The organism is Faecalibacterium sp. BIOML-A1 (assembly GCF_009679715.1).
GTDB classification, from domain to species: domain Bacteria; phylum Bacillota; class Clostridia; order Oscillospirales; family Ruminococcaceae; genus Faecalibacterium; species Faecalibacterium taiwanense.
The window spans coordinates 27,333-50,518 of sequence record NZ_WKZJ01000009.1 but is presented as its reverse complement, the minus strand read 5'-3'; the positions used below and the strand labels follow the sequence as shown (position 1 = coordinate 50,518).

The following is a 23,186-nucleotide window of genomic DNA, read 5'->3' as shown; positions in this document are numbered from 1 at the left end:
GCCATGAAAAATACATTCGGCAGCGACCTTTCGCTGACCATTTTCGGCGAGAGCCATGGCCGCGCCATCGGCGCGGTGTTGGACGGCATGGCCGCAGGCCTGCCGGTGGACGAGGCATTTCTCGCCGCCTGCATGGACAAGCGCCGTGCCCGGGGCGACGGCCTGTCCACCCCCCGGGTGGAGGCAGATGCCGTGCAGCTGCTGTCCGGCGTGGTGAACGGCCGCACCACCGGCACCGCCATTGCCCTGATGATCGAAAATACCAACACCCGCAGCGGCGATTACGCCAAAACGGCAGACCTTCTGCGCCCCGGCCATGCAGACTACACCGCCTACGCCAAGTACCACGGCTTTCAGGATGCGCGCGGCGGCGGGCACTTCTCCGGCCGGGTGACGGCCGCCCTTGTGGCGGGCGGTGCCATTGTGCTGAGCGCACTGCGCCGTGCGGGCATCGACATCACCACCCATATCGCAGAGTGCGCTGGCATTGCGGACACCCGCTTTGCACAGGATGATGCCGCACAGCTCTCTGCTCAGGTGGAAGCCCTTGCCAGCAAGCCCGAGGGCTTTGCGGTGCTGGATGAAACCGTAGAAGAACCCATGAAAGCCGCCATCCGTGCCGCCGGTGCGGATGGCGACAGCGTGGGCGGGATGCTGGAAACCGCCATCCTCGGCCTGCCGGCAGGCATCGGTGAGCCCTATTTCGACAGCGTGGAAAGCGAGATCGCACATCTGGCGTTCTCGGTGCCCGCCGTCAAGGGCATCGAGTTCGGCACCGGCTTCGGCTTTGCCGGAATGCGCGGCTCCGAAGCAAACGACGCCTTCCGCATGACGCCGCAGGGAGCAGTCGTCACTGCCACCAACCACAATGCGGGCATCAACGGCGGCATCGCCAACGGGATGCCGGTGGTGTTCCGCACCGTGGTCAAACCCACACCCAGCATCTACAAGCAGCAGGATACAGTAGACTATCTTGCCAAAAAGGACGCACAGCTGTCCATTCAGGGCCGTCACGACCCCTGCATCGTGCCCAGAGCCGCCATCGTACAGACCTGCGCCGCCGCACTGGCTGTGGGCGACCTGCTCACGGCACGCTACGGCGCGGCATGGATGACCCACCCCACCAGCTTCCGGAAGGAGGACGAGTAAAATGGAATACGGACTCATCGGCGCAAAACTCGGCCACTCCTACTCCAAGATCATCCACGAGATGCTCTGCGGCTACCACTACGACCTGTGCCCTCTGCCCACCGAGGAAGAGGCCCGGGCCTTTCTGGCAAAGCGGCAGTTCAAGGCCATCAATGTGACCATCCCCTATAAAAAGCTGGTGATGGAATACTGCTCCTACATTGACCCGCGGGCCAAGGCCATCGGGGCGGTGAACACGGTGGTGAACAAAAACGGCCTGCTCTACGGCTATAACACCGATTATATGGGCTTTGCCCACCTGTGCGACGCCCACGGCGTGAATTTTGCAGGCAGAACCGTGCTCATTCTGGGCACCGGCGGCACCCACAACACCACCAGCGCTGTGGCCCGGGACAAGGGCGCGGCAAAGGTGCTCACCGTCAGCCGCCATCCGGACCCGGAAAAGGGCGAACTGAGCTATGCAGAGGCCGTTTCCAGCGGGGCGCAGATTGTGATCAACACCACCCCGGCGGGCATGTACCCGAATGTAGGTGTGTGCAATCTGGACGTTGCCGCCATGCCGGACCTCGAGGCTGTAGTGGATGTGGTGTACAACCCCGACAAGACCGAGCTCATCCTCCGCGCCGAGGAAGCGGGCGTGCCGGTGGCTGTGGGCGGCCTTGAAATGCTGGTGGCGCAGGCGGTGTATGCCGCAGAATATTTTCTGGACCGCAAGTTCGAGGATGCGCCGGTTGAAATTCGGCGCATCACTGCCGCACTGCGCCGGGATATGCTGAACATTGCCCTGATCGGGATGCCCTCTTCCGGCAAGACCACCCTCGGCAGGATGCTGGCAAAGAGCCTTGGCCGTACCTTTGTGGATCTGGATGAGGAGATCGTAAAGACCGATGGCCGCAGCATCCCGGATATCTTTGCAGCCGAGGGCGAGGACGGCTTCCGCACAAAGGAAACTGCCGAAACACAGCGCTTTGGCAAAGAGGGCCGGCAGCTCATTTCCTGCGGCGGCGGCATTGTAAAAAAGCCGGAGAATCTGCGTGCTCTGCACCAGAACGGTGTCATTCTGTTCATCGACCGGCCGGTGGATGCGCTAGCCGTGGGCGGCGGCAGGCCGCTTTCTTCCAGCATGGACGCACTGCGCCAGATGGAAGCACAGCGCCGTCCGCTGTATCTGGCAGCGGCAGATGCCGTCATTCCCAACAACGGCACGCTGGACGATGCCCTGCATGCCGCCATGGAGGCACTGGATGAAATTTTTGATTCTTAACGGCCCGAACCTCAACATCATGCGCTGGTCGGAGCCGGGCGTACCCGGTGAGCTGGATTATAACGCCATCATGGACTATGTGCAGGCAGGCTGCGAACAGCTGGGCATTGAGACCGACTGCTGCCAGTCCAACCACGAGGGCGACCTCGTGGACGAAATTCAGGCTGCAGCGGGCCGGGTGGACGGCATCGTGCTCAACCCCGGGGCCTACGCCCACTACAGCGTGGCCATTCTGGACGCGCTGCGCCTGTGCGGCGTACCCGCCGTGGAAGTGATGCTGCACGCCCCGGACGAGCGGGAGCCCTTCCGCAAGACGGACGTGGTGTCCTTTGGCTGTCAGGGCCACTTCATCGGGGAAGGCCCGCAGGGCTACCTGCACGCCTGCATCTATCTGGCCCAGCTGCTGCGCACCGACGGCTCCAGCAAGGCGCATATCGTGATGTAAAAACGAAAGGAAATTATCACTATGATCATCTCCACCAAAAAAGGGACTCCGAAGGACGAACTGGAAAAGATCGTTGACAAATTCGAGAAGCAGGGTCTGGACGTGACCCTGATCACCGGCAAGGACTACAACGTGTTCGGTCTGGTGGGCGACACCACCAAGATCGACGAACGGGATGTGCTGGCAAACCCGTGGATCGACAACGTCACCCGCGTGTCCGCGCCCTATAAGCGTGCAAACCGCCTGTTCCACCCGGCAGATTCCGTGATCGACTGCGGCGGCGTGAAGATCGGCGGCAAGGAAAAGATCGCCGTCATGGCAGGCCCCTGCAGCATCGAGGGCGCAGAGCAGGCTCTGCGCATTGCACAGGGCGTGAAGGCCGGCGGTGCCACCCTGTTCCGCGGCGGTGCCTACAAGCCCCGCACCTCTCCCTACTCCTTCCAGGGCCTTGAGACCGAGGGCATTCTGGATATGGTAAAGGCCCGCGAGGCCACCGGCATGCCCATCGTCTCCGAGCTGATGAGCGAGGACCGCATCCCGGAGTTTGAGGAGTACGTGGACGTGGTGCAGATCGGTGCCCGCAACATGCAGAACTTCCAGCTGCTCAAGGCCGTGGGCAAGATGCACAAGCCGGTGCTGCTCAAGCGCGGCCTGTGCAACACCATCGAGGAGTGGATCATGAGCGCTGAGTATATCATGGCCGGCGGCAACGAGCAGGTCATTCTGTGCGAGCGCGGCATCCGCACCTTCGAGAAGTACACCCGCAACACCCTCGATCTCTCTGCAGTGCCCATCATCCACGAAAAGACCCACCTGCCCATCATCGTGGACCCCAGCCACGCCACCGGCAAGGCCAATCTGGTCGAGCCCATGATGATCGCTGCCGTGGCCGCCGGTGCCGATGGTCTGGAAGTGGAGGTCCACTACGACCCGCAGCACGCATGGAGCGACGGCGCACAGTGCCTGACCCCGGATTCCTTCGCACAGGCCATGGCAAAGTGCCGTCAGGTGGCATGGGCCATTGGCCGGGATATGTAACGGCCTATGCTGGTAACGATTCAGAACGCGCGTTCCGTGGGCGGCACCATCACTGCCCCACCCAGCAAGAGCATGGCTCACCGTGCTGTGCTCTGTGCGGCACTGGCCGAGGGCCGCAGCCACATCACCAATCTGGAATTCAGCAAGGACATCTCTGCCACGCTGGGCGCAGCGGCACAGCTGTGCGCCCGTGTGCGCACCGGCGCAGACGATGCTGTGGTGGAAGGGCTGGGGCATTTTGTGCCCCTTGCCGCGCCGGTGGACTGCTGCGAGAGCGGCAGCACCCTGCGCTTTCTCATCCCCATCGCCAGCCTGACCGGACAGGCAGTTTCCTTCACCGGCCGCGGGCGGCTGATGGAGCGGCCTCAGTCGGTGTATGAAGCTCTGTACCGGGAGCAGGGCCTGCGGTTTGAGCAGAGCGCTGCCGGGCTGACCGTGGAAGGGGCACTGACCCCCGGCGAATACCGCCTTGCAGGCAATGTATCCAGCCAGTTCATCAGCGGGCTGCTGTTTGCTCTGCCGCTGCTGGCCGGAGACAGCACGCTGCACCTCATTCCGCCGGTGGAGAGCCGCAGCTACATCGATATGACCCGCTCTGTGCAGGCAGCCTTCGGTGTGCAGAGCCATTGGCTGGACGAAAACACTCTTGCCATCCCGGGCGGGCAGCACTATCGCCCCTGCGATTACACCGTGGAGGGCGATTACAGTCAGGCCGCGTTCCCGGCGGTGCTGGGGGCCGCGTGCGGCGGCGTGACCATCACCGGCCTTGCCCCGGAAACGCTGCAGGGCGATGCCGCCATTCTGGACATCCTGCGCCGGTGCGGCGCGGTGTTTACCCGCACGGCAGAGGGCATCTCTTTTGAAAAGGCCCCCCTGCACGGTGTGGACATTGACCTTGCGGACTGCCCGGACCTTGGCCCTGTGCTCATGGTGCTGGGCCTGCTGTGCGAGGGCACTACAGTCATCCGCAACGCAGAGCGTTTACGCCTGAAGGAGAGTGACCGCATCGCTGCCATGGAGGCCGAGCTGCGTGCCTGCGGCGGCGTGCTGGAAAGCGAGGGCGGCACCATTACGGTGCACGGCTGCGCGAACAGGCTGCACGCCCCGGCAGGTGTTCTGCATGGGCACAATGACCACCGTGTGGTCATGAGCCTTGCGGTGCTGGCCCTGAGTACGGGCATCCCCCTGACCGTGGACGATGCCGAAGCCATTACAAAAAGCTGGCCGAATTTCTTTGAAGCCATCAAGCCCTTGGGCGCGGAGGTGGAATATGCTTGATAAAACAAAACGTTATCTCGTGGTGGGCCTTGGCCTGCTGGGCGGCAAATACGCGCTGGAACTGACGAAAGCCGGTTTCCATGTGGACGGCATCAACCGCAGCGAAGGGCATTTGCAGTACGCGCTAGAGCACGGCTATATCGCCAGCGGCAAGACCCACGATTTTGAGGACCTTGTGAGCAGCGCCGACCACATCATCTTTGGTCTGTACCCCACGGCCCTCATCGAGTGGTTCCGCACCTACGGCCATCTGCTCAAGCCCGGCTGCATCTTTACCGATGTTTCCGGCGTAAAGACCGGCCTTGTGGAGCCGGTGCAGGCCATGTGCCCGGCGGGCGTGGAGTTCATTGCCAGCCACCCGATGGCAGGGCGTGAGACTTCCAGCGTGGAGCACGCCGCCGAGGTGAACTTTGCCCCGGCCAACTTCATCATCACCCCCACGGAAAAGAACACGCCAGAGGCCATTCAGTGGGCAAAGGACCTGGCCGAAGTGCTGGGCTTCCACCACATCTGCACCCTGACGGTGCAGGAGCACGACAAGATGATCGGCTATGTGAGCCAGCTGTGCCACGCCATCGCCGTGAGCCTGATGTGCGCCAACGATAACTCTTCGCTGTGCGAGTACACCGGCGACTCCTTCCGTGACCTGACCCGCATTGCACGCATCAACGATAAAATGTGGGCAGAGCTGTTTTTGTGGAATAAGGAAAACCTCATCAGCGAGATTGACCAGTTCGATGCTGCGCTGCAGCAGATGCGCGCTGCCCTTGTGGCCGACGACCGGAACAAGCTGGAAGAGATGTTCCGTCTTTCCACCCAACGCCGCGCGGCGTTCGACAAAAAACTGCCCGAATAAACCGGAGGTGCTCCCATGCCCAAGCAGGAAGGCCAGAAATCCAAGCTTTTGACCCTTTTGCGTATTCTGGAACAAAAGACCGATGAAGAACACCTGCTCAATGTACCGCAGCTGGTAGAGCTGCTGGAACAGCAGGACATTCTTGCCGAGCGCAAAAGCATCTACAGCGATATCGACACCCTGCGCAGTCTGGGGTATGACATCCAGCTGCGGCGCGGGCGCGGCGGCGGCTACTGGCTGGCCAGCCGCACCTTTGAGCTTTCTGAGCTGAAGCTGCTGGTGGATGCCGTACAGGCCAGCAAGGTTGTGTCGGCACGCACCAGCAGTAAACTCATCCATAAACTGGAAGCCCTCTGCTCCGACTACGAGGGCACCCAGCTGCAGCGTCAGGTGTACGTGGATGGCCGCCCCAAAAGCGACAGCCACACCCTGCTTTACAGCATCGATGCGCTGCACAGCGCCATCAATGCGGGCAGAATGGTGCGGTTCCGCTACAAGGACGGCGGCACCCGCGCCGTCAGCCCGTGGCAGCTGGCATGGGAAAACGGCTGCTACTACCTTATCGCTTATCAGGACGAGAAAGAGCCTGCGGGCATCCGCAACTACCGCGTGGACCGCATGTCTTCCGTGACGGTGCTGGGCGATGCCCGCCGGGGCAAGGCCGAGTTCCGCCAGTTCGACCTGCCCGCCTATCTGCGCAAGCACTTCAACATGTTCGGCGGGCCGGAGTACCGGGTCACTCTGCGCTGCACCGCCGACCTGGAAAGCGCCATGCGCGACCGCTTTGGCAAAACGCCGCTGTTCGTGCCGGAGGAAGACGGTGCATATTTTCACTTTGATGTGCCGGTATGCGTCAGCCCCCAGTTCTACGGCTGGGTGTGCGGCTTTGGCGGCAAGGTAGAAGTAACGGCTCCCGCCGAGGTGCGCAAGGGGATACACGATATGGTGCAGGCCCTTGCGAAGCAGCACGATTAAAATGGCCTCCGCTTCGCTCTGGCCATCATCAGATGAAATGATATTTATAATCAGGTTCCGGAAAAATCTGCGGATTTTTCCGGAACCTTTTTTCACAGGGAAGGCCCGGACCGGGAGATGCAGCGTTTCCGGCAGGAAATAATTTCACGGCACCGTCCTGCCCTGTGGAGCCAGAGCGCCAGATGCTGCTTTCCGATACGACTCCATCCGTGAAAAATGCAAACCCCGGCAGGCCGCAGCCTGCCGGGGTTTGCTGTTCCTATAAATAATTCTTCCGCTGAGCATGGCCAGAGCGAAGCGGAGGCCATTCTGAATCTCTCACTCCTCAAATTCCAGATCGCCGGGCAAAATCAGATCCAGCTCGGCGGCAGGTTCTGCCACAAGGCGGCGGCTCTGGTGGAAGATGGCCTTTTCCAGCGTGTTGCGGGCAAGACGGCCGTTGCCGGCGGTGCGGCTGTCCAGCGCCTGACGGCGCTTGTAGTAGCCCAAAAGCGGGAAGGTACAGCCCTCGGCAAGGCGGTAGCCCTTGCCCTTTGCCAGCACGTTGGTGATGTCCAGCAGCTCGTCTGCCGTGTAGTCCGGGAACTCGATCTTGTTGGGGAAGCGGCTGGCAAGGCCGCTGTTGGCAGTGAGAAAAGTCTCCATCTCCCGGGTGTAGCCTGCAAGGATCACCACCAGCTCGTCCCGGTGGTCCTCCATGCCCTTCACAAGGGTGTCGATGGCTTCGAGCCCAAAGCTGTCCTGCTCGCCGCGGTAGAGGCTGTAGGCTTCATCGATAAACAGCACACCGCCGAGGGCACTCTCGATGACGCTATTGGTCAGCGGGGCGGTGTGACCGGTGTAGCGGCCCACAAGGTCGGCGCGGGTCACTTCCACCAGCTGGCCGCCCTTCAGCGCGCCGATGGCCTTGAGGTACTTTGCCACCAGCCGGGCAATGGTGGTCTTGCCGGTGCCCGGGTTGCCGGTGAAGATCATGTGCATGGAAAGGCTGGCGGTCTTGAAACCTGCCGCCGCGCGGCGCTGCTGCACCTGCAGGTTATCCGCCAGACCGAACACATACTCCTTGACCGCCCCAAGGCCCACAAGGCCGTTGAGTTCGGCGCGGATTTCATCTACAGCGCCCGTGTACTCGGCAGGCAGCAGGGCAGACAGCTCCTGCTCGGGCTGGTCGTTCAGGCTGAACCATACGCCCTCCGGCTTTGCGGTCAGGGTGACGGTGCCGGTAAGCTTTGCATCGGTCTGCAGGCAGTATTCACTCAGGGCACGGAAGATCTCATCACAGGCTTCCGCAAGGCCCGCCGCACCCTTTTCCTTAGAGCACTGGGCGGCTACATAGTCCCGCACATCGGCCCCGGCAGAGAGGGTCAGGCCAAGGCGTGCGCTCACCTTCTGGGCCAGCGCATTCAGCTGCTGCGCCGCCAGCGCTGCAAGGTCCCCGCGGGCAAAGGCGCTGGTCTCGCACACATCGCCCACCGCCGCCACAAAGGGCGCACCGAACTTATCTGCCAGCACGTCCCGGCCCTTGCGGGAAAAGAAGATGAGGTACTTGCCGCAGGGCGTGATACTGCTCACAGCGCCCGGTGCCAGCGCCGTGCCTGCATCCACAAGGATGCCCTCCTTGTTCACAAGATACCGGCTGGAAAGCGGTGCGCTGCCCTTCACAGCAAGGTCTGCAAGGGTCTTGAGGAAGGCCGCATGGCAGCTCTCGTAATGCTCAAAAATCACGATCTCCCCGGGGGCGTGCAGGGCCGCATACAGATCCTGCAAAAACAGCTTTTCCGCACCGGAATTGGGGTAGAGGGCAAGGTCCACCACCGCGGTTTTGTCGCTCTGCAAAAGGCCCCGCGCCGCCATGATGCGGGCGGTCTCTGCCAGCGCAAAATGCCGCCCCGTACCGGCTCCGCCGCACAGCAGGATCACATTGCGTGCTGCCGGGCGCTCGGTGCCCAGCACAAAGGGCCGGCGCATGGCGCGCACCACGCTGTCCACAAAGGCATCCTGCCCGAGAACGGTCTTTTTCACCTCGGCGGCAAGGCCCTCAAAGCTGCCAAGGTGCTCTGCGGTCACATCGGCAGTGCCCTTGGCAAGCAGGCCGTCCGCTTCCATATCCCGCAGCATCTGGCGGCTGTCCTCCAGAGCAGACTGCACCGCAGTGTCCTGCGTTTTCAGCTGGGCGTTCTGTTTTTTGAGCAGGGCATCCAGCTGCTTCTGGTTTTCCAGCAGAGCAGCGTTCAGGTCCGGCACGGCTGAGGTCCCGGATTTCTGTGGCTTTGCCTCCGGCTGGGCGGTGCCGCCAAAGCGCGGCCTGCCCCCTGCACCGAACACACCGTTCATAAGGTTTTCCCAATCGTCGGTATATGCCATGGTTTGCCCTCCGTTTTTGTCGTTTTCTTCCAGTATAGTGTACCCGGACAGGTTTTGCAATTCCCTCTTGCAAAAAAGACCGCCGGTGTTTACACTTATATCTGATAGGAAATCTGCAAGAAGGAATGAAGAAACTATGACCGTCAAAACGCCCGCCGAACTGAAAACGCTGTACGAGAGCATCTCCTTTGACCTTCAAACCACCTACACCGGCCCGCTGGGGCAGGAATATGCTGTTTCCGGCACCCATCTGCGCCTGTGGGCACCCACGGCGCAGAGGGTGGAGGTCAGCCTTTACCGCAAAGGCAGCGGCGGTGAGCCCATAGGCACTCTGCCGCTGGAGCGGGGGCAGCAGGGGGTGTGGAGCATCTATCTGCCCGGCGACCAGCACGGACGATACTATACCTATACGGTCACGGTGGATGGCATTTCGCGCCAGACCGGCGACCCCTATGCCCGGGCGGCAGGCGTGAACGGCACCCGCAGCATGATCGTAGATCTTGCCCGCATCGCCCCCTCCGGGTGGGAGCATGATGTGCGTCCGGTCATCCCGCCGGAGCAGCGCGCGGTGTGGGAGGTGAGCGTGCGCGACTTCTCGCAGGACGCTGCCAGCGGCGTGCGCCCGGCATGGCGGGGCAAGTTCATGGCCTTTACCCAGCAGGGCACCACCCTGCACGGGGACGGCATCCACCCCACCTGCCTGAACTACCTCCGGCGTCTGGGCGTGAAGTATGTGCAGCTGATGCCCATTTTTGATTTTGGCAGCGTGGACGAGGCAAAGCCGCTGCTGCGGCAGTACAACTGGGGCTATGACCCCACCAACTACAATGTGCCCGAAGGCAGCTATTCCACCGACCCCACCCGCGGCGAGGTGCGCATCCGGGAGTGCAGGGAAATGATCGCAGCCCTGCACGCGGCGGGCATCGGTGTGGTGATGGATGTGGTGTATAACCACATGTACCGCAATAAGAACCCGCTGAACGACACCGTGCCCTGCTACTTTTTCCGCCAGAACGAGGACGGCAGCTTTTCCAACGGCAGCGGCTGCGGCAACGAATTTGCCAGCGAGCGTCCCATGGCCCGGCGGTATATGATTGATTCCATCCTCTACTGGGCGCAGGAATACCACATCGACGGCTTCCGGTTTGACCTGATGGGTCTGTACGACGTGGAGACCATCAACGCAGTGCGTGCCGCGCTGGATGCTCTGCCCGGCGGGCGGGATATCCTGATGTACGGCGAGCCGTGGCAGGGCGGCGGGAGCCAGCTGCACCGGTACGAGGCCAACAAGGCCAATCTGGCGATGCTGGACGAGCAGGTGGGCATCTTCTGCGACGACACCCGCGACACCATCAAGGGCGGCTGCTTCAACGCCCGGGAGCCGGGCTATGTGGAGGGCAGGCCCGGCAGTTTCTGGGACATCGGCGGCGCGGTGGCGGCATGGTGCCGCAGCGACCGTCTGCCGCCCCACGCGCCCAGCCAGATCGTGAGCTATGTTTCCGCCCACGACAACTTCACCCTGTGGGACAAGCTGCTGCTGGTGCGGTACGAAAAGCCGGAGTTCACGGCGGCAGACAGCACAGCCCTTGCCCAGAACCGGCTGGCGGCGGGCATTTACCTGACCAGCTTCGGCCTGCCTTTCCTGCAGGCGGGCGAGGAGTTTGCCCGCACCAAAAAAGGGAAGGGCAACAGCTACTGCTCTTCGCCTGCGCTGAACCGGCTGGACTGGGAGCGGGCCGAAAAATATCATGCACTGGTGGACTACTACCGCGGCCTGCTGGCGCTGCGGGCAAGATTCCCGCAGCTTTCCAGCACCGACCCCCACGCGCCGGATGCCCTGTATTTTTTCTCACTGGAGCAGCCGCTGGTGGGCTGGCAGCTGCCCGCCCAGTGGGGCGACGGCGCAGCATGGCAGGCGCTGTGCGTGTTCTATAACCCTACCGAGACCAGCAAGGTCGTGCCGCTGCCGGTTGGGCGCTGGCAGATGCTGAGCGACGGCATCTCGTCCAGCCTGTGGCGCGGCCCGGCAAGAGTGTATGAGCACGAGGCCGTGCTGATGCCTTACAGTGCCACCATCTTTGGACAGATATAAAAACAGGAGCGGATGGAAAGTTCTCATCCGCTCCTGTTTTCTATTTTGTTCAGCTGTTGGAAGCCGTCTTTTCGCCCAGCGTCACATTGACCGTCTGCATCTGGCCTTCACGCGCAATGGTGATGGAAAGCGTATCGCCTGCTGCGTGCTTCTGCATCAGGGTGCCAAGGTCGTCCTTGGAGGCGATCTCGGTGCCGTCCACGCTCACGATGCGGTCACCGGCCTGCAGGCCTGCCTTTTCGGCAGGGCCGCCCTTGACCACCTCCACAACGTAAACGCCGTAGGCATTCACGCCCAGTTGAGAAGCAGTCTGTGCGTCGGTCACGGCCAGATAGGTGATGCCCAAATAAGGCCGTCCGGTCACATAGCCGTTCTCCAGCAGTTCCTGTGCCACCTTGATGGCATCGTTGATGGGGATGGCAAAGCCCAGACCCTCTGCATCGCTGGAAGAGGATTTTGCATTCACAATGCCGACCAGCTCACCGTTCATATTGAACAGGCCGCCGCCGGAGTTGCCGGGGCTGACCGAAGCATCCATCTGGATCAGGGACATGGTGTTCACAGAGCTGCTGCCCTGAATGGTGACGCTGCGGTTCAAAGCGCTGATCATGCCGCCGGTCACGGTGCCGCCCAGCTCACCCAGCGGGTTGCCCACAGCCATCACGCTCTGGCCCACCTTCAGGCTGTCGCTGTTGCCCACGGTGGCGGGGGTCAGGCCGTCAGCATCGATCTTGATGACCGCGATATCGCTGGTGGTATCTTCGCCCACGAGGGTGGCGGTGTAGTCCTTGTCACCAATGGTAACGGTGATGGTGGAAGCGCCGTCCACCACATGTGCACAGGTGAGGATGTAGCCGTCCGAGCTGATGATCACGCCGCTGCCGGCACCGCTCTCCACCTGATTCTGGCCGTACCACGACCACTGAGAGTAGACCACCTGCTCCGTAGTGATGACCACCACGCTGGGGCTGACCAGATCAGCCACCTGTTCAGTGGTCAGGCTGCTGCCGCTGCTGGATGCTGCGGTGATGGAACTATCCGAACCGGATGCACTGTCGGCCGTAGAGGAAGGTGCCACCTGCTGAATGACCACCTTGCCGCTGCCGCCAAACTTTGCCCCCACAAAGCCGCCCGCAAAGCCCATGGCTGCGGCCAGCACCAGCGCCACGGCGCTGCGTGCAACGCGCTTGCCATTAAACTTTTTCTTCTTTTTAGGGGGCTGCGCGTCCTGCGGCTGTACTGGATGTACCGGCGGCGTTGCACCGCCTGCGCCGTTGTCTGTCTGCGGGGCGGTGTAAGCGGTCTCCGGTTCCGGCTGCGGGTCGTTGTACTGGTTGGCGGTGTTCATGCCGCTGCTGCCCACATTGGGATAACCGGTATCTCCGCTTTCGTTTTTATCCTGAGAGGAATAATCATATTCCCATTTGTTCTCATTGTCCATGCTGATACTTCCTTTCCGTAAGGGATACGTCCACAGGAGCCCTGTTCCTTTGAACTGCTCCTATTGTAACCGTCAATTGTGAAAATCAATCGCGCGCGCCGTGAAGAAACTGTGAAATAAAGACGCGCTTTCCGCCCTTGACAGCGGCCTTTGCGCTTGCTATTGTAAAAGCGTAAATTCAGGAGGAACACACCATGGAACTGCACCGCACAGACGAGGGCTTTGCCCTCTATAAGGAAAAAACACAGATCGGCTTCTGCGCGCTCACGCCCGCCGCAAAGGGGGCTGCCATCACCGCGTTTGGCATCGAACCGCAGTGGCGGCGCAAAGGCTACGGCTCCTATCTATTAAAAGAAGCTTTGCGCGCCTACGCCGGATACGACCGCGAAACGGCTACCGTATTTACCGCCCCGCTGCCCGCCGATGCCGCAGAGCTTGCGTTCTGGGCAAAGTTCGGCTTTGCGGCAGAAGACAGGCAGCTGGTGCGCCGCCGCACGCCGGACCTGACCGCCGTCAAGTTCGTGCAGGACTTTCTGGCCGCGCGGCTGGCACAGCCGCGCCTTTGCATCGATGCTACCTGCGGCAACGGCGGCGACACGGCCTTCCTGTGCGGCATCACCGCGCCGGAAGGAAAGGTAGTCGGCTTTGACGTGCAGGAAGCTGCCATTGCATCCACCCGGAAGCATCTGGAGCAGCTGGGCGTGCCTGCCGCCCGGTATGAGCTGCACTGCCAAAGCCACGCAGACCTTTTACAGATTGTGCAGCCCGGCACGGCAGATGCGGTGATGTTCAACTTTGGCTGGCTGCCCGGGGCCGACCACGCAGTGTTCTCCACCGCGCAGAGCAGCATCCCCGCCCTGCAGGCGGCTTTGGAAGCCGTGCGCCCCGGCGGCGTGGTGAGCGCCATCCTCTACAGCGGGCAGGTCATCGGCACGGATGAAAAGCAGACGGTGCTGGAATATCTCCGGGCACTTCCGCTCAAAAGTTTTACCGTTCTGGTGTGTGATTTTGCCAACTGGGCCGAAACCGCCCCTCTGCCCTGCATCATCCTGAAAAAATAACGAAAACACTTGCATTATGGAGCGTTTTCGGATAAAATAGGGTACGTATGTGTAAAAACGAACTCCTTCAGTCTCGCATTCGCTCGACAGCTCCCTCTGGGAGGGAGCCTTTGACGCTGCGGGAAGGCAAAAGCCTCCCTCCTTGAGAAAGACTTTCCCCGGTCGGGGGAAGATGTCACGCAAGTGACAAAAAGGGGAGCAGTGGCATCGCGGAGCGATGACGGAAGGAGTTTTATCCGTATAGGAGAAATACTAGTTTATGACAAATCGTGAAGAAATCGAGCGCCGCCGGACGTTTGCGATCATCAGCCATCCCGACGCCGGTAAGACCACTCTGACCGAAAAGCTGCTGCTGTACGGCGGAGCCATCAATCAGGCAGGCTCCGTCAAGGGCAAGCAGAGCGCAAAGCACGCCGTGTCCGACTGGATGGACATTGAGAAGCAGCGCGGTATTTCCGTCACCTCTTCTGTCCTGCAGTTCAACTACGCGGGCAAGTGCGTGAACATTCTGGACACCCCGGGCCATCAGGACTTCTCGGAGGACACCTACCGCACCCTGATGGCGGCAGACTCTGCCGTCATGGTCATCGATGCCGCAAAGGGCGTTGAGGCCCAGACCATCAAGCTGTTCAAGGTGTGCACCCTGCGCCACATCCCCATCTTCACCTTCATCAACAAGATGGACCGCGAAGCCCGCGACCCCTTTGAGCTGATGGAGAACATTGAGGAGATTTTGGGCATCAAGACCTACCCCATGAACTGGCCCATCGGCTGCGGCAAGGAGTTCAAGGGCGTGTTCGACCGCAACACCCGCAAGGTGCTGGCATTTTCCAGCGATGGCCGCGCCAACGGCGTGAAGAAGGTGGATGAGACCGAGGCCGAGCTGGGCGATCCCGCACTGGACGAGCTGCTCACCCCGTATCTGCACCAGCAGCTGGTGGATGAGATCGAGCTGTTGGACGGCGCTGCCGAGGAATTTGACCTCGACAAAGTGCTGCGCGGCGAGCTGAGCCCTGTGTTCTTTGGTTCCGCTCTGACCAACTTCGGCGTGGAGCCCTTTCTGGAGAACTTCCTGCGGCTCACCCCCACCCCGCTGGCCCGCGTGGACAGCCTGACCGGCGAGACCGTGGACCCCTGCCGCGACGAGTTCTCTGCCTTCATCTTTAAAATTCAGGCCAACATGAACAAGGCCCACCGCGACCGCATCGCCTTTATGCGCATCTGCTCCGGCAAGTTCGAGCGCGGCATGGAGGCCTTCCATGTGCAGGAGGGCAAGAACATCAAGCTGGCCACCGGCACCCAGCTGATGGCGCAGGACCGCGCCATCGTGGACGAGGCCTACGCCGGCGACATCATTGGCCTGTTCGACCCGGGCATCTTCTCCATCGGCGACACCTTGTGCACCGGCAAAAAGAAGGTCCAGTTCGCAGGCATCCCCACCTTCTCGCCGGAGCACTTTGCCCGCATTGAGCAGAAGGACACCATGAAGCGCAAGCAGTTCGTGAAGGGCATGGAGCAGATCGCGCAGGAGGGTGCCATCCAGATCTTCCGCGAAGTGGGCGGCGGCATGGAAGAAGTGGTGGTCGGCGTGGTCGGCGTGCTGCAGCTGGAAGTGCTGGAGTACCGCCTGAACACCGAGTACAACGTGGAGATCCGGATGCAGCAGCTGCCCTTTGAGCAGCTGCGCTGGGTGCAGAACGACCCCGACACCTACAACCTGCGGGATCTGGACCTGACCAGCGACACCAAGGCTGTGGAGGATATGAAGGGCAACCGCCTGCTGCTGTTCACCTCCGACTGGGCGGTGCGCTGGGCTGAGACCCACAACGAAACGCTGAAACTGAGCGAGTTCGGTAATATCTGAGTTGAAAGAGAGCTGCGGTGCGGGAATGTCCCGCGGCTGCGGCTCTTTTTTATAAAACACAAAAAATACAACGAAAAATGCCAGCTTTTGAATGAGAGGTTCCCATTGCGGGGAACACTGCTGGCATGGAGGGTAAAGTATATGCAGAATATCAATATTGGCAAAAGCGGCATTCAGGTGCCATTTCTCGGCATGGGCACCTGGGCCATCGGCGGCGGCTCCTGGTGGGGCGACAACGACGACAGCCTTTCAGTCAAGGCCATCCAGACTGCTGTGGAGCAGGGCATCCAGTGGATCGACACCGCGCCCATCTACGGCCTGTACCACAGCGAGACCGTGGTGGGCGAAGCCATGAAGCACATCGACCGCGACAAGGTGGTGCTTTCCACCAAGTGCGGTCTGGAGTGGCGGCATGAAACACCGGTGCTGCACAAGGTCGTGGACGGCACCACCGTTTACCGCGACCTTTCTGCAAAGAGCATCATCGAGGATGTGGAGGACAGCCTGCGCCGCCTGCACACCGATCATCTGGATGTGCTGTACACCCACTGGCAGACCCCCGATTTCGGCATCTACCCGCTGGAAGAGACGGTGGAGGCCATGATGAAGCTGAAGGAGCAGGGCAAGATCCGTGCCATCGGTGCATCCAACGTCACTGCGGACATCATCCGCGGCTACTGCAAGTATGGTCAGCTGGATGTCATTCAGGAAAAGTACAGCCTGCTCACCCGCCGTGTGGAAAAGCAGCTGCTGCCCACCTGCAGGGAGCTGGGCGTATCCGTGCAGGCATACTCTCCGCTGGAGCAGGGCCTGCTGACCGGCAAGGTGACCATGGACACCACCTATCCCGAGGGCAGCACCCGCAACTCCAACCCCAGCTTCCAGCCCGCCCGCCGGGCACAGGCGCTGGACATGCTGGCAAAGTGGGGCGACCTGACCGAGAAATACGACTGCTCTCTGGCACAGCTGGTGATCGCCCTGACCGCCCGCATGATCCCCGGCCTGCATGTGCTGTGCGGTGCCCGCACCCCGCAGCAGGTGATGGACAACGCCGGTGCGCTGAACATCAAACTGGACGGTGCCGATGCCGTCCGCATGAAGTGGGACGTGGATGCCATTTCCTGATGGTTTGACCATCGGAACAGCCTCCGCTTCGCTCTGGCCATAAACAGCGGAATTTTTATTTTTATAAGAGCAATGCCGGACAGCCTGCGGGCTGTCCGGCATTGCATTTTCACAGAAAGGGGCGTAAAGAAAAACAGCATCATCTGCCGGTTTCGACCTTTTGCGTGAAAAGGGGGGTTCTGAAAAGCCCGCAGGCTTTTCAGAACCCCAGATAAAAGAATAGTTCCTATAAACATTGCCAGAGCAAAGCGGAGGCCATTTAAAATCGTCAGCTGTTCTCCTTCCAGAACAATCCGCCGCTGGTCTGGAACAGCATCCACGGGTTCACGCTCTTGCTGCCAAGCTTGAAGTCCATGGTCAGCTCCTCGCCCAGCACGCCTACAGCCTGCCCCTTTTCCACCGTCTGCCCGGCAGAGACGGAAAGAGTCTGCAGCCCGTACAGGTAGCTGCGCATCCCGCAGCCATGGTCGATGACCACCGTGTTGCCGGTAAGGGCCAGCTCTGCGGCCAGCACCACCACACCGTTTGCAGGGGCACGGCAGGGTTCACCGGGGATGGTATAAAGCTTTGTGGAGTTGGAACGGCTGCCCTGCCGGCCGTTGACCACCCTGACCTGACCGTAATCCACCAGCGTGGTGTAGCTTTCCACAGGGTTCACAAAACCGCCCTGCCACATTTTTTCCCGGGCGGGCGCTTCGTACAGGCCCCAGACTGCATTGCGGAACTGGGTGTTTGCCGCATCCGATGCATCCGGTTCCGGCTCCACGTCCACCGTGCCAAAATCCTTGGGCAGCACGATGATGCTGCGGGTGATGGTCTCGCCATTCACGGTAATGTTCACCTCATGCCCGCCGGAGGAAGCGTTGTATGCCGCCGGGATGTAGGCCCGCCAGCCATCGGCTGCACGCACGCACTGCACATTGCCAAGGTCGGTCTCCACAGTGGGTGCTGCATCGCCGGTCATGCCGGAGATGCGCAGGCCCACAATGCCGCCCTGCTCCACCCGCTCGGCGGAAAGCTCCACCTCCGCGCTGGCCTGCAGGGTGAACCGGAAGGCATAACGATACCAGCCGGTGGGCTTTGCGGGCTTTTCCAGCCCCAGATTTTTGCGCACTGAGCCGGTGCTGCCGCCCTCAAATTGGGTGGCCATGCCGCCCTCCGGCACCCGCCAGACCGATAGCTCTGCCTTATATTCGCCGTTGGTCGGGAACAAAAAGCTTTGATAATCGCTTACACTGCCCACAAATACAATGCTGCCATAGGCGTTCTGGATGGTGAGGGTGGTGTAGCTGGCCCAGTCCGGCAGGGTGATGGCCGGGTGGGCCGTGTACAGCGTGCCCAGCTTCTGCACCGTGAGGGTGGCGGGGCTGGCAAACACCTTATCGAGCTTTCCGCCGATGAGCGGCACCTGCCAGCACCAGCCGTTGGGTTCCAGCGCTTCGGTGCCAAACTGCGCGGTGCTGTCCGGGCAGCCGCCCTCGGTGGTAAAGGCATAGCTCACGCCCATCACCGCGCCCAGAAAGATGCCTACGCCCAGCACCACACCCACGAGCCAGAGCAGAAAACGCTTCATGATGCACTCCTTCTATGTAGCAAAAAGGGCGCACCGGCACAGCCTTTTGCAGACTGCCGGTGCGCCCGAAGGTTTACGGTTCGTGTTTTTATTCTGCAGCATCCTCTGCAGGGGCAGCCTCTTCGGCAGCAGCCTCCGGCTCCACCGTTGCAGCATCGTCCTCGCCGAACAGCAGACGCTCGTACTCGTCCAGCTCCTTCTCACGGCGGTGCAGGTAAACAGCAACAGCAGCAAGGGCACCGGCAACAGCGGCCAGAACAGTGATCACAGCGACCAGACAAGATTTCTTCATAGGTTCAATACACTCCTTTTTTCGTTGAAACGATGTTTCAGCTTTCATTCCAGTGCTTGTTGGCTTTTATTATACCCGTTCCTGTCAAAAATTACAACCATTCAGGTCAAAAAGGCCAAAATTTCATACTATAAGCTTCCTGTATGCCTTGAATGCGCCGGGCAGCGTATACTCGGCCTGCAGGGCTTCCCGGCTTGCCCACACGCAGCCTGCCGGGGCATCTTGGGCGGGCACATGCAGCAGGATGCCGTTCATATGCCACTCGATGTGGCTGAAGATGTGCTTTGCAGCGGGCAGCGCTTCCGGCGCGGCGGTGCCGGTATCCACTCCCATGGCCTGCAGGCGGGCAAGGACCTCTCCGGCGGCAAGGGTTTCACCCTCCCACAGTACCGGCTGCCACAGCCCGGCAAGCAGGCCCTTTTGGGGCCGCTGCTGCAAAAGGAAGCCTGCCGGGCTTTCCAGCAGGGCCAGCGTCACAGGCTGCAGTCTGCGGGGCTTGGGCGCTGCTTTGCGGGGCAGCTCCAATGCAGTGCCCGCAGCACGGGCGGCGCACAGGTGGGCAAGCGGGCATTTTTCGCACAGGGGCGCACCGTTCGGCACGCAGACCAGCGCTCCCAGCTCCATAAGGGCCTGATTGTAGTCGCCGGGCGCATCCGGCGGCTGGTGCTCCATCACGCGGGCGGTGAACGCTTTTTTCACTGCTGGTTCCGTGACGGCAGCGGGGTCGTTGTACAAACGGGAGAACACCCGCAGCACATTGCCGTCCACGGCGGGCACCGGGATGCCGAAGCTGATGGACGCAACGGCTCCCGCCGTGTAGTCCCCGATGCCGGGCAGGGCCCGCAGGGCATCATAGTCGGCGGGCAGCTGTCCGCCGTACTGCTCGCAGACGATGCGTGCAGCCTTTTGCAGGTTGCGCACCCGGCTGTAGTAGCCAAGACCCTCCCAGAGCTTGTGCAGCTTTTCCTCTTCGCAGGCGGCAAGGGCCGGAATGTCCGGCAGGGCGGCGAGAAAGCGTTCGTAGTAGGGCAGTGCCGCCGAGACCCGGGTCTGCTGCAGCATGATCTCGCTGAGCCACACATGGTAGGGGCTGGGGTCGGTGCGGAAGGGCAGGATGCGGTGGTTTTTGTAAAACCAGTCCAGCAGGGCAGAGGAAATGTTTTCCACTTCTTTTGTGCTCCTTGTTGAAAAGTCGGGCATCTTTCTGATTTAGAATTGCCTCCGCTTTGCTCTGGCAATCATAGCGGTAAAATTTTTATAGAAAGCGATCCCGGAAAGTCTGCGGACTTTCCGGGATCGCACTTTCACAGGTAAGGCCGCCGCGGTCAACAGCTGTATCATTTTAAAGCAGCAGTTTCCGGATACGGCCCCTTGCGTGAAAATGTGTTTGGAGCGGCCCGCAGGCCGCGACAAACACGAATATTAAAAATTCATTCCGCTGAATATGCCCAAAGCGCAAGCGGAGGGCATTCAAATCGTCATACTCAGAAGCCGTATGCAGTGCGGGGGAAGGGCAGCACGTCACGGATGTTCTGGATGCCCGTGAGGTACATGATCATGCGCTCGAAGCCCAAGCCGTAGCCGGCGTGCTCCACGCCGCCGAACTTGCGCAGATTCAGGTACCAGTCGTAGTTGGTCTTGTCCATGCCCAGCTCGTCCATGCGGGCCACCAGCTTGTCGTAGTTCTCTTCACGCTGGCTGCCGCCGATCAGCTCGCCGATGCCGGGCACCAGCATATCTGCGGCTGCCACGGTCTTGCCGTCCGGGTTCTGCTTCATGTAGAAGCTCTTGATCTCCTTCGGGTAGTCGGTGACGAACACAGGCTTCTTGAACACCACCTCGGTCAGGTAGCGCTCGTGCTCGGTCTGGATGTCCACGCCCCACTCCACAGGGAACTGGAACTTCTTGTTGTTCTTCTTCAGGATCTCGATGGCCTCGGTGTAGCTGATGCGGCCAAACTCGCAGTTTGCCACCAGCTCCAGACGCTCGATGAGGCCCTTGTCGATGAACTGGTTGAAGAAGGCCATTTCATCCGGGCAGTTGTCCAGCACATAGCGGATGACGTACTTGGTCATGGCCTCGGCGGTGTCCATGTAGCCGGACAGGTCGCAGAATGCCATCTCCGGCTCGATCATCCAGAACTCGGCGGCGTGACGGGTGGTAAAGCTCTTCTCGGCACGGAAGGTGGGGCCGAAGGTGTACACCTTGCCGAATGCCATGGCCATGGCCTCGGCTTCCAGCTGGCCGGAAACGGTCAGATTGACCGGCTTCTCGAAGAAGTCCTGGGTGTAATCCACAGTGCCGTCCTCGTTCTTGGGCACATTCTCCAGATCCAGCGTGGTCACGCGGAACATCTCGCCTGCGCCCTCACAGTCGGAAGAGGTGAGCAGCGGAGAGTGAGAGTAAACGAAGCCGTTCTCCTGGAAGAACTTGTGGATGGCGTAGGCAGCGGCGCTGCGCACGCGGAAAGCGGCGTTGAAGGTGTTGGTGCGGGGGCGCAGGGTGGGCATGGTGCGCAGATATTCCATGCTCATCTTCTTTTTCTGCAGCGGATACTCGTCCGCCGGGCAGTCGCCCAGGATCTCCACACTGTCGGCATTCAGCTCAAAGGGCTGCTTTGCCTGCGGGGTGAGCACCAGCTTGCCCTTGACGCGCAGGCTGCTGTACAGACCGGTGTGGATCACCTCATCGTAGTTTGCCAGCTTGCCTGCTTCCAGCACGACCTGCAGGGTCTTGAAGCAGCCGCCGTCCGACAGGGCGATGAAGCCGATGTTCTTGGAGTCGCGGATGTTCTTTGCCCAGCCGCAGACGGTGATCTCGGTGCCGTCGGCGGGGGTGTTTTTGAACAGCGAAACGATCTCAGTGCGTTCCATAGTGTTTGTTCTCCCTTTCGATATAAAATGAAAAAGACAGCTTTGTTCTCCCTGAAAGTTCAGGGCGAACAAGCTGTCTTGTAATGTCCGCGGTGCCACCTGAATTACCGGAAGTGTCCGGTCGCTCACGCGCTCAATAAAAGCGCTGCCCCTGTAACGCAGGGCCTGCGGCGCACCTACTAATGGCAGCTGCCATGTTCAGTTTGCTGCTCCCGGGTGTTCGTTCACGCGGCGTGCGGGCGCGGCTCTCAGCTGTGCCGCACTCTCTGGGCCGGACGGCCCGCGCTACTTTTCCCGATCTTTGCATTTTACCTTTAAAAAATAGCACTTTGGCGGCGTTTTGTCAAGCACCGCCCAGCAATGCGGCAGCAAGGCCCTTTGCCGCCAGCTGCCCGGCATAAAGAGCCTCGTTCAGGTTATTGCCGTGCCCGCCGATCTCAATGAGCAGGCTGCCGGTGGTCAGATCCTGATTGTAGAACCGGTAGCTGAACAGCACCGGCCGGGTAAAACCGGGGTACATTCCTTCCATGCTGCGCTCCCACGCAGCGGCAAAGCGCAGGTTCTGCCGCCAGCCCGGCAGCTGAACGGTGGTGCCGTTGTCGCACCCGCAGATGATCATGACCTGTGCGGCCTGCCTCCCGTCCACCGTGCACACCGGGGCATAGCGGCTGCCGCTTTCCGTCTCGATGGCATCCCGGTGGACATCCAGCACCACCTTGATGCTGGGATACCGGGCCAGATACTGCTGCACCACGGCCCGGCTGTTGGCATAGCTGCCGGTGTAGCTGGGGTAGTCGTTCAGGGTCTCGTCGTGCAGGGTGTTGATGCCTGCCGCATTGAGGGTATCGGCCACCACACGGCCCACCGCGCACATGTTCACGCTGCAGTCGGTGCTGCGGGCACCATCGCCGGGGGCAAACCACAGCCCGGCCGAAAGGCGGTAGTCCTCGGTGGCGTGAGTGTGCATCACCAGCACCTGCGGGTCGGGACTGTTCGGCTCAATGGCAAAGGGCAGCGGATTCTCGATCTCCGCCGCAATGTCTGCCGCCGTCTGCCGGGTATTGTTTTTGATGCTGCCCGCCCCGCAGGGAATGTACTTTTCGCCGCTGCCCTGCGGATAATTTTTTTCAATGACAGTACCCGCATCCGCCGGGCGGGCTTCCTCGCCCAGCAGCGGCACAAGGTAGTCCTCAATGTTCCCGGTCAGCGCCTGCACGGCCTGCGGCAGAGAGGATGCCGCCGCTTCCGGTGTGCTGTCCGGTGCGGCTTCCACCTGCACAGATGATGCGGGCTGCTCCTGTGCGGACTGCCGCCCCAGCCAGAAAAGAGTTTCGGCCATTGGCAGCGGTGCAGTAATGGCCGCAGCCAGCATCAGTGCCGCCGTGCGGGCAAAGATGCACAGTGCGGCAAACAGAGCAGCCGCTTCCAGAAACGGCACGATATGCCCCTGCGCCCGGGCGGGCGGCAGTGCTTTGCTGCGCATAAAATAACCTCCC

18 protein-coding genes are annotated in these 23,186 nt (G+C 61.1%); 11 read left to right on the top strand and 7 right to left on the bottom strand.

Annotation, left to right across the window (positions count from 1 at the left end):
- The first annotated feature begins 3 nt into the window (after positions 1-3).
- The 7 genes from aroC to GKG36_RS10290 are packed head-to-tail and all read left to right on the top strand — an operon-like array spanning position 4 to position 7,005.
- Entirely contained in the window at positions 4-1,149 is a 1,146-nt protein-coding gene (aroC, locus tag GKG36_RS10320) for a chorismate synthase (RefSeq protein ID WP_154260569.1), read from the top strand.
- A gap of 1 nt (position 1,150) precedes the next feature.
- Positions 1,151-2,413, top strand: coding sequence for a shikimate kinase (locus GKG36_RS10315; protein WP_154260566.1), 1,263 nt, complete (start codon positions 1,151-1,153; stop codon positions 2,411-2,413).
- Positions 2,394-2,858: a type II 3-dehydroquinate dehydratase gene (locus GKG36_RS10310; RefSeq protein WP_097774636.1), complete on the top strand. Its 465-nt coding sequence runs from the start codon at positions 2,394-2,396 to the stop codon at positions 2,856-2,858. The genes GKG36_RS10315 and GKG36_RS10310 overlap by 20 nt, the downstream gene beginning before the upstream one ends.
- 21 nt (positions 2,859-2,879) lie before the next feature.
- The gene (aroF, locus tag GKG36_RS10305; protein WP_097781196.1) at positions 2,880-3,896 is read left to right on the top strand and encodes a 3-deoxy-7-phosphoheptulonate synthase; all 1,017 of its coding nucleotides are present in this window, start codon (positions 2,880-2,882) and stop codon (positions 3,894-3,896) included.
- A gap of 6 nt (positions 3,897-3,902) precedes the next feature.
- Positions 3,903-5,174 (top strand): 3-phosphoshikimate 1-carboxyvinyltransferase, encoded by a 1,272-nt coding sequence (gene aroA / locus GKG36_RS10300; RefSeq protein WP_154260564.1) that lies wholly within the window; start codon positions 3,903-3,905, stop codon positions 5,172-5,174.
- Positions 5,167-6,030 carry a prephenate dehydrogenase gene (locus tag GKG36_RS10295; RefSeq protein ID WP_097774633.1) on the top strand — a complete coding sequence of 288 codons (864 nt, stop codon included), beginning with the start codon at positions 5,167-5,169 and terminating at the stop codon, positions 6,028-6,030. The genes aroA and GKG36_RS10295 overlap by 8 nt, the downstream gene beginning before the upstream one ends.
- Before the next feature lie 15 nt (positions 6,031-6,045).
- Complete coding sequence (locus GKG36_RS10290) at positions 6,046-7,005, top strand: WYL domain-containing transcriptional regulator (RefSeq protein ID WP_154260562.1); 960 nt, start codon at positions 6,046-6,048, stop codon at positions 7,003-7,005.
- Between the two features lie 318 nt (positions 7,006-7,323).
- On the opposite strand, the gene GKG36_RS10285 is transcribed toward GKG36_RS10290, so the two are convergent.
- Entirely contained in the window at positions 7,324-9,369 is a 2,046-nt protein-coding gene (locus tag GKG36_RS10285) for an AAA family ATPase (protein ID WP_154260560.1), read from the bottom strand.
- Between the two features lie 136 nt (positions 9,370-9,505).
- Here GKG36_RS10285 and pulA point away from each other — a divergent pair, with 136 nt between their 5' ends.
- Positions 9,506-11,461, top strand: coding sequence for a type I pullulanase (gene pulA, locus GKG36_RS10280; RefSeq protein WP_154260558.1), 1,956 nt, complete (start codon positions 9,506-9,508; stop codon positions 11,459-11,461).
- 49 nt (positions 11,462-11,510) lie between these two features.
- On the opposite strand, the gene GKG36_RS10275 is transcribed toward pulA, so the two are convergent.
- A complete protein-coding gene (locus GKG36_RS10275) occupies positions 11,511-12,902 on the bottom strand; it encodes a trypsin-like peptidase domain-containing protein (RefSeq protein ID WP_097774629.1) in 1,392 nt (463 codons plus the stop codon).
- A gap of 194 nt (positions 12,903-13,096) precedes the next feature.
- Here GKG36_RS10275 and GKG36_RS10270 point away from each other — a divergent pair, with 194 nt between their 5' ends.
- From GKG36_RS10270 to GKG36_RS10260, 3 genes are all read left to right on the top strand, one after another.
- The gene (locus GKG36_RS10270; RefSeq protein WP_154260557.1) at positions 13,097-13,963 is read left to right on the top strand and encodes a GNAT family N-acetyltransferase; all 867 of its coding nucleotides are present in this window, start codon (positions 13,097-13,099) and stop codon (positions 13,961-13,963) included.
- A 259-nt stretch (positions 13,964-14,222) separates the two neighbouring features.
- Positions 14,223-15,827 (top strand): peptide chain release factor 3, encoded by a 1,605-nt coding sequence (locus tag GKG36_RS10265; protein ID WP_005943533.1) that lies wholly within the window; start codon positions 14,223-14,225, stop codon positions 15,825-15,827.
- A 141-nt stretch (positions 15,828-15,968) separates the two neighbouring features.
- Entirely contained in the window at positions 15,969-16,952 is a 984-nt protein-coding gene (locus tag GKG36_RS10260) for an aldo/keto reductase (RefSeq protein WP_154260555.1), read from the top strand.
- A 268-nt stretch (positions 16,953-17,220) separates the two neighbouring features.
- On the opposite strand, the gene GKG36_RS10255 is transcribed toward GKG36_RS10260, so the two are convergent.
- The 5 genes from GKG36_RS10255 to GKG36_RS10235 all read right to left on the bottom strand — a co-directional run bounded on the left by GKG36_RS10255 (position 17,221) and on the right by GKG36_RS10235 (position 23,173).
- Positions 17,221-18,525, bottom strand: a complete 1,305-nt coding sequence (locus GKG36_RS10255) for a M23 family metallopeptidase (RefSeq protein WP_154260553.1) — start codon at positions 18,523-18,525, stop codon at positions 17,221-17,223.
- 88 nt (positions 18,526-18,613) lie between these two features.
- On the bottom strand, positions 18,614-18,817 hold the full coding sequence (locus GKG36_RS10250) for a hypothetical protein (protein ID WP_044953882.1): 204 nt from the start codon (positions 18,815-18,817) through the stop codon (positions 18,614-18,616).
- Positions 18,818-18,940: 123 nt separating this feature from the next.
- Positions 18,941-19,984: an A/G-specific adenine glycosylase gene (locus GKG36_RS10245; RefSeq protein WP_173012953.1), complete on the bottom strand. Its 1,044-nt coding sequence runs from the start codon at positions 19,982-19,984 to the stop codon at positions 18,941-18,943.
- A 317-nt stretch (positions 19,985-20,301) separates the two neighbouring features.
- Positions 20,302-21,690, bottom strand: a complete 1,389-nt coding sequence (gene asnS, locus GKG36_RS10240; protein ID WP_005943546.1) for an asparagine--tRNA ligase — start codon at positions 21,688-21,690, stop codon at positions 20,302-20,304.
- Positions 21,691-22,033: 343 nt separating this feature from the next.
- Positions 22,034-23,173 carry a stage II sporulation protein P gene (locus GKG36_RS10235; RefSeq protein ID WP_005943550.1) on the bottom strand — a complete coding sequence of 380 codons (1,140 nt, stop codon included), beginning with the start codon at positions 23,171-23,173 and terminating at the stop codon, positions 22,034-22,036.
- Positions 23,174-23,186 lie beyond the last annotated feature (13 nt).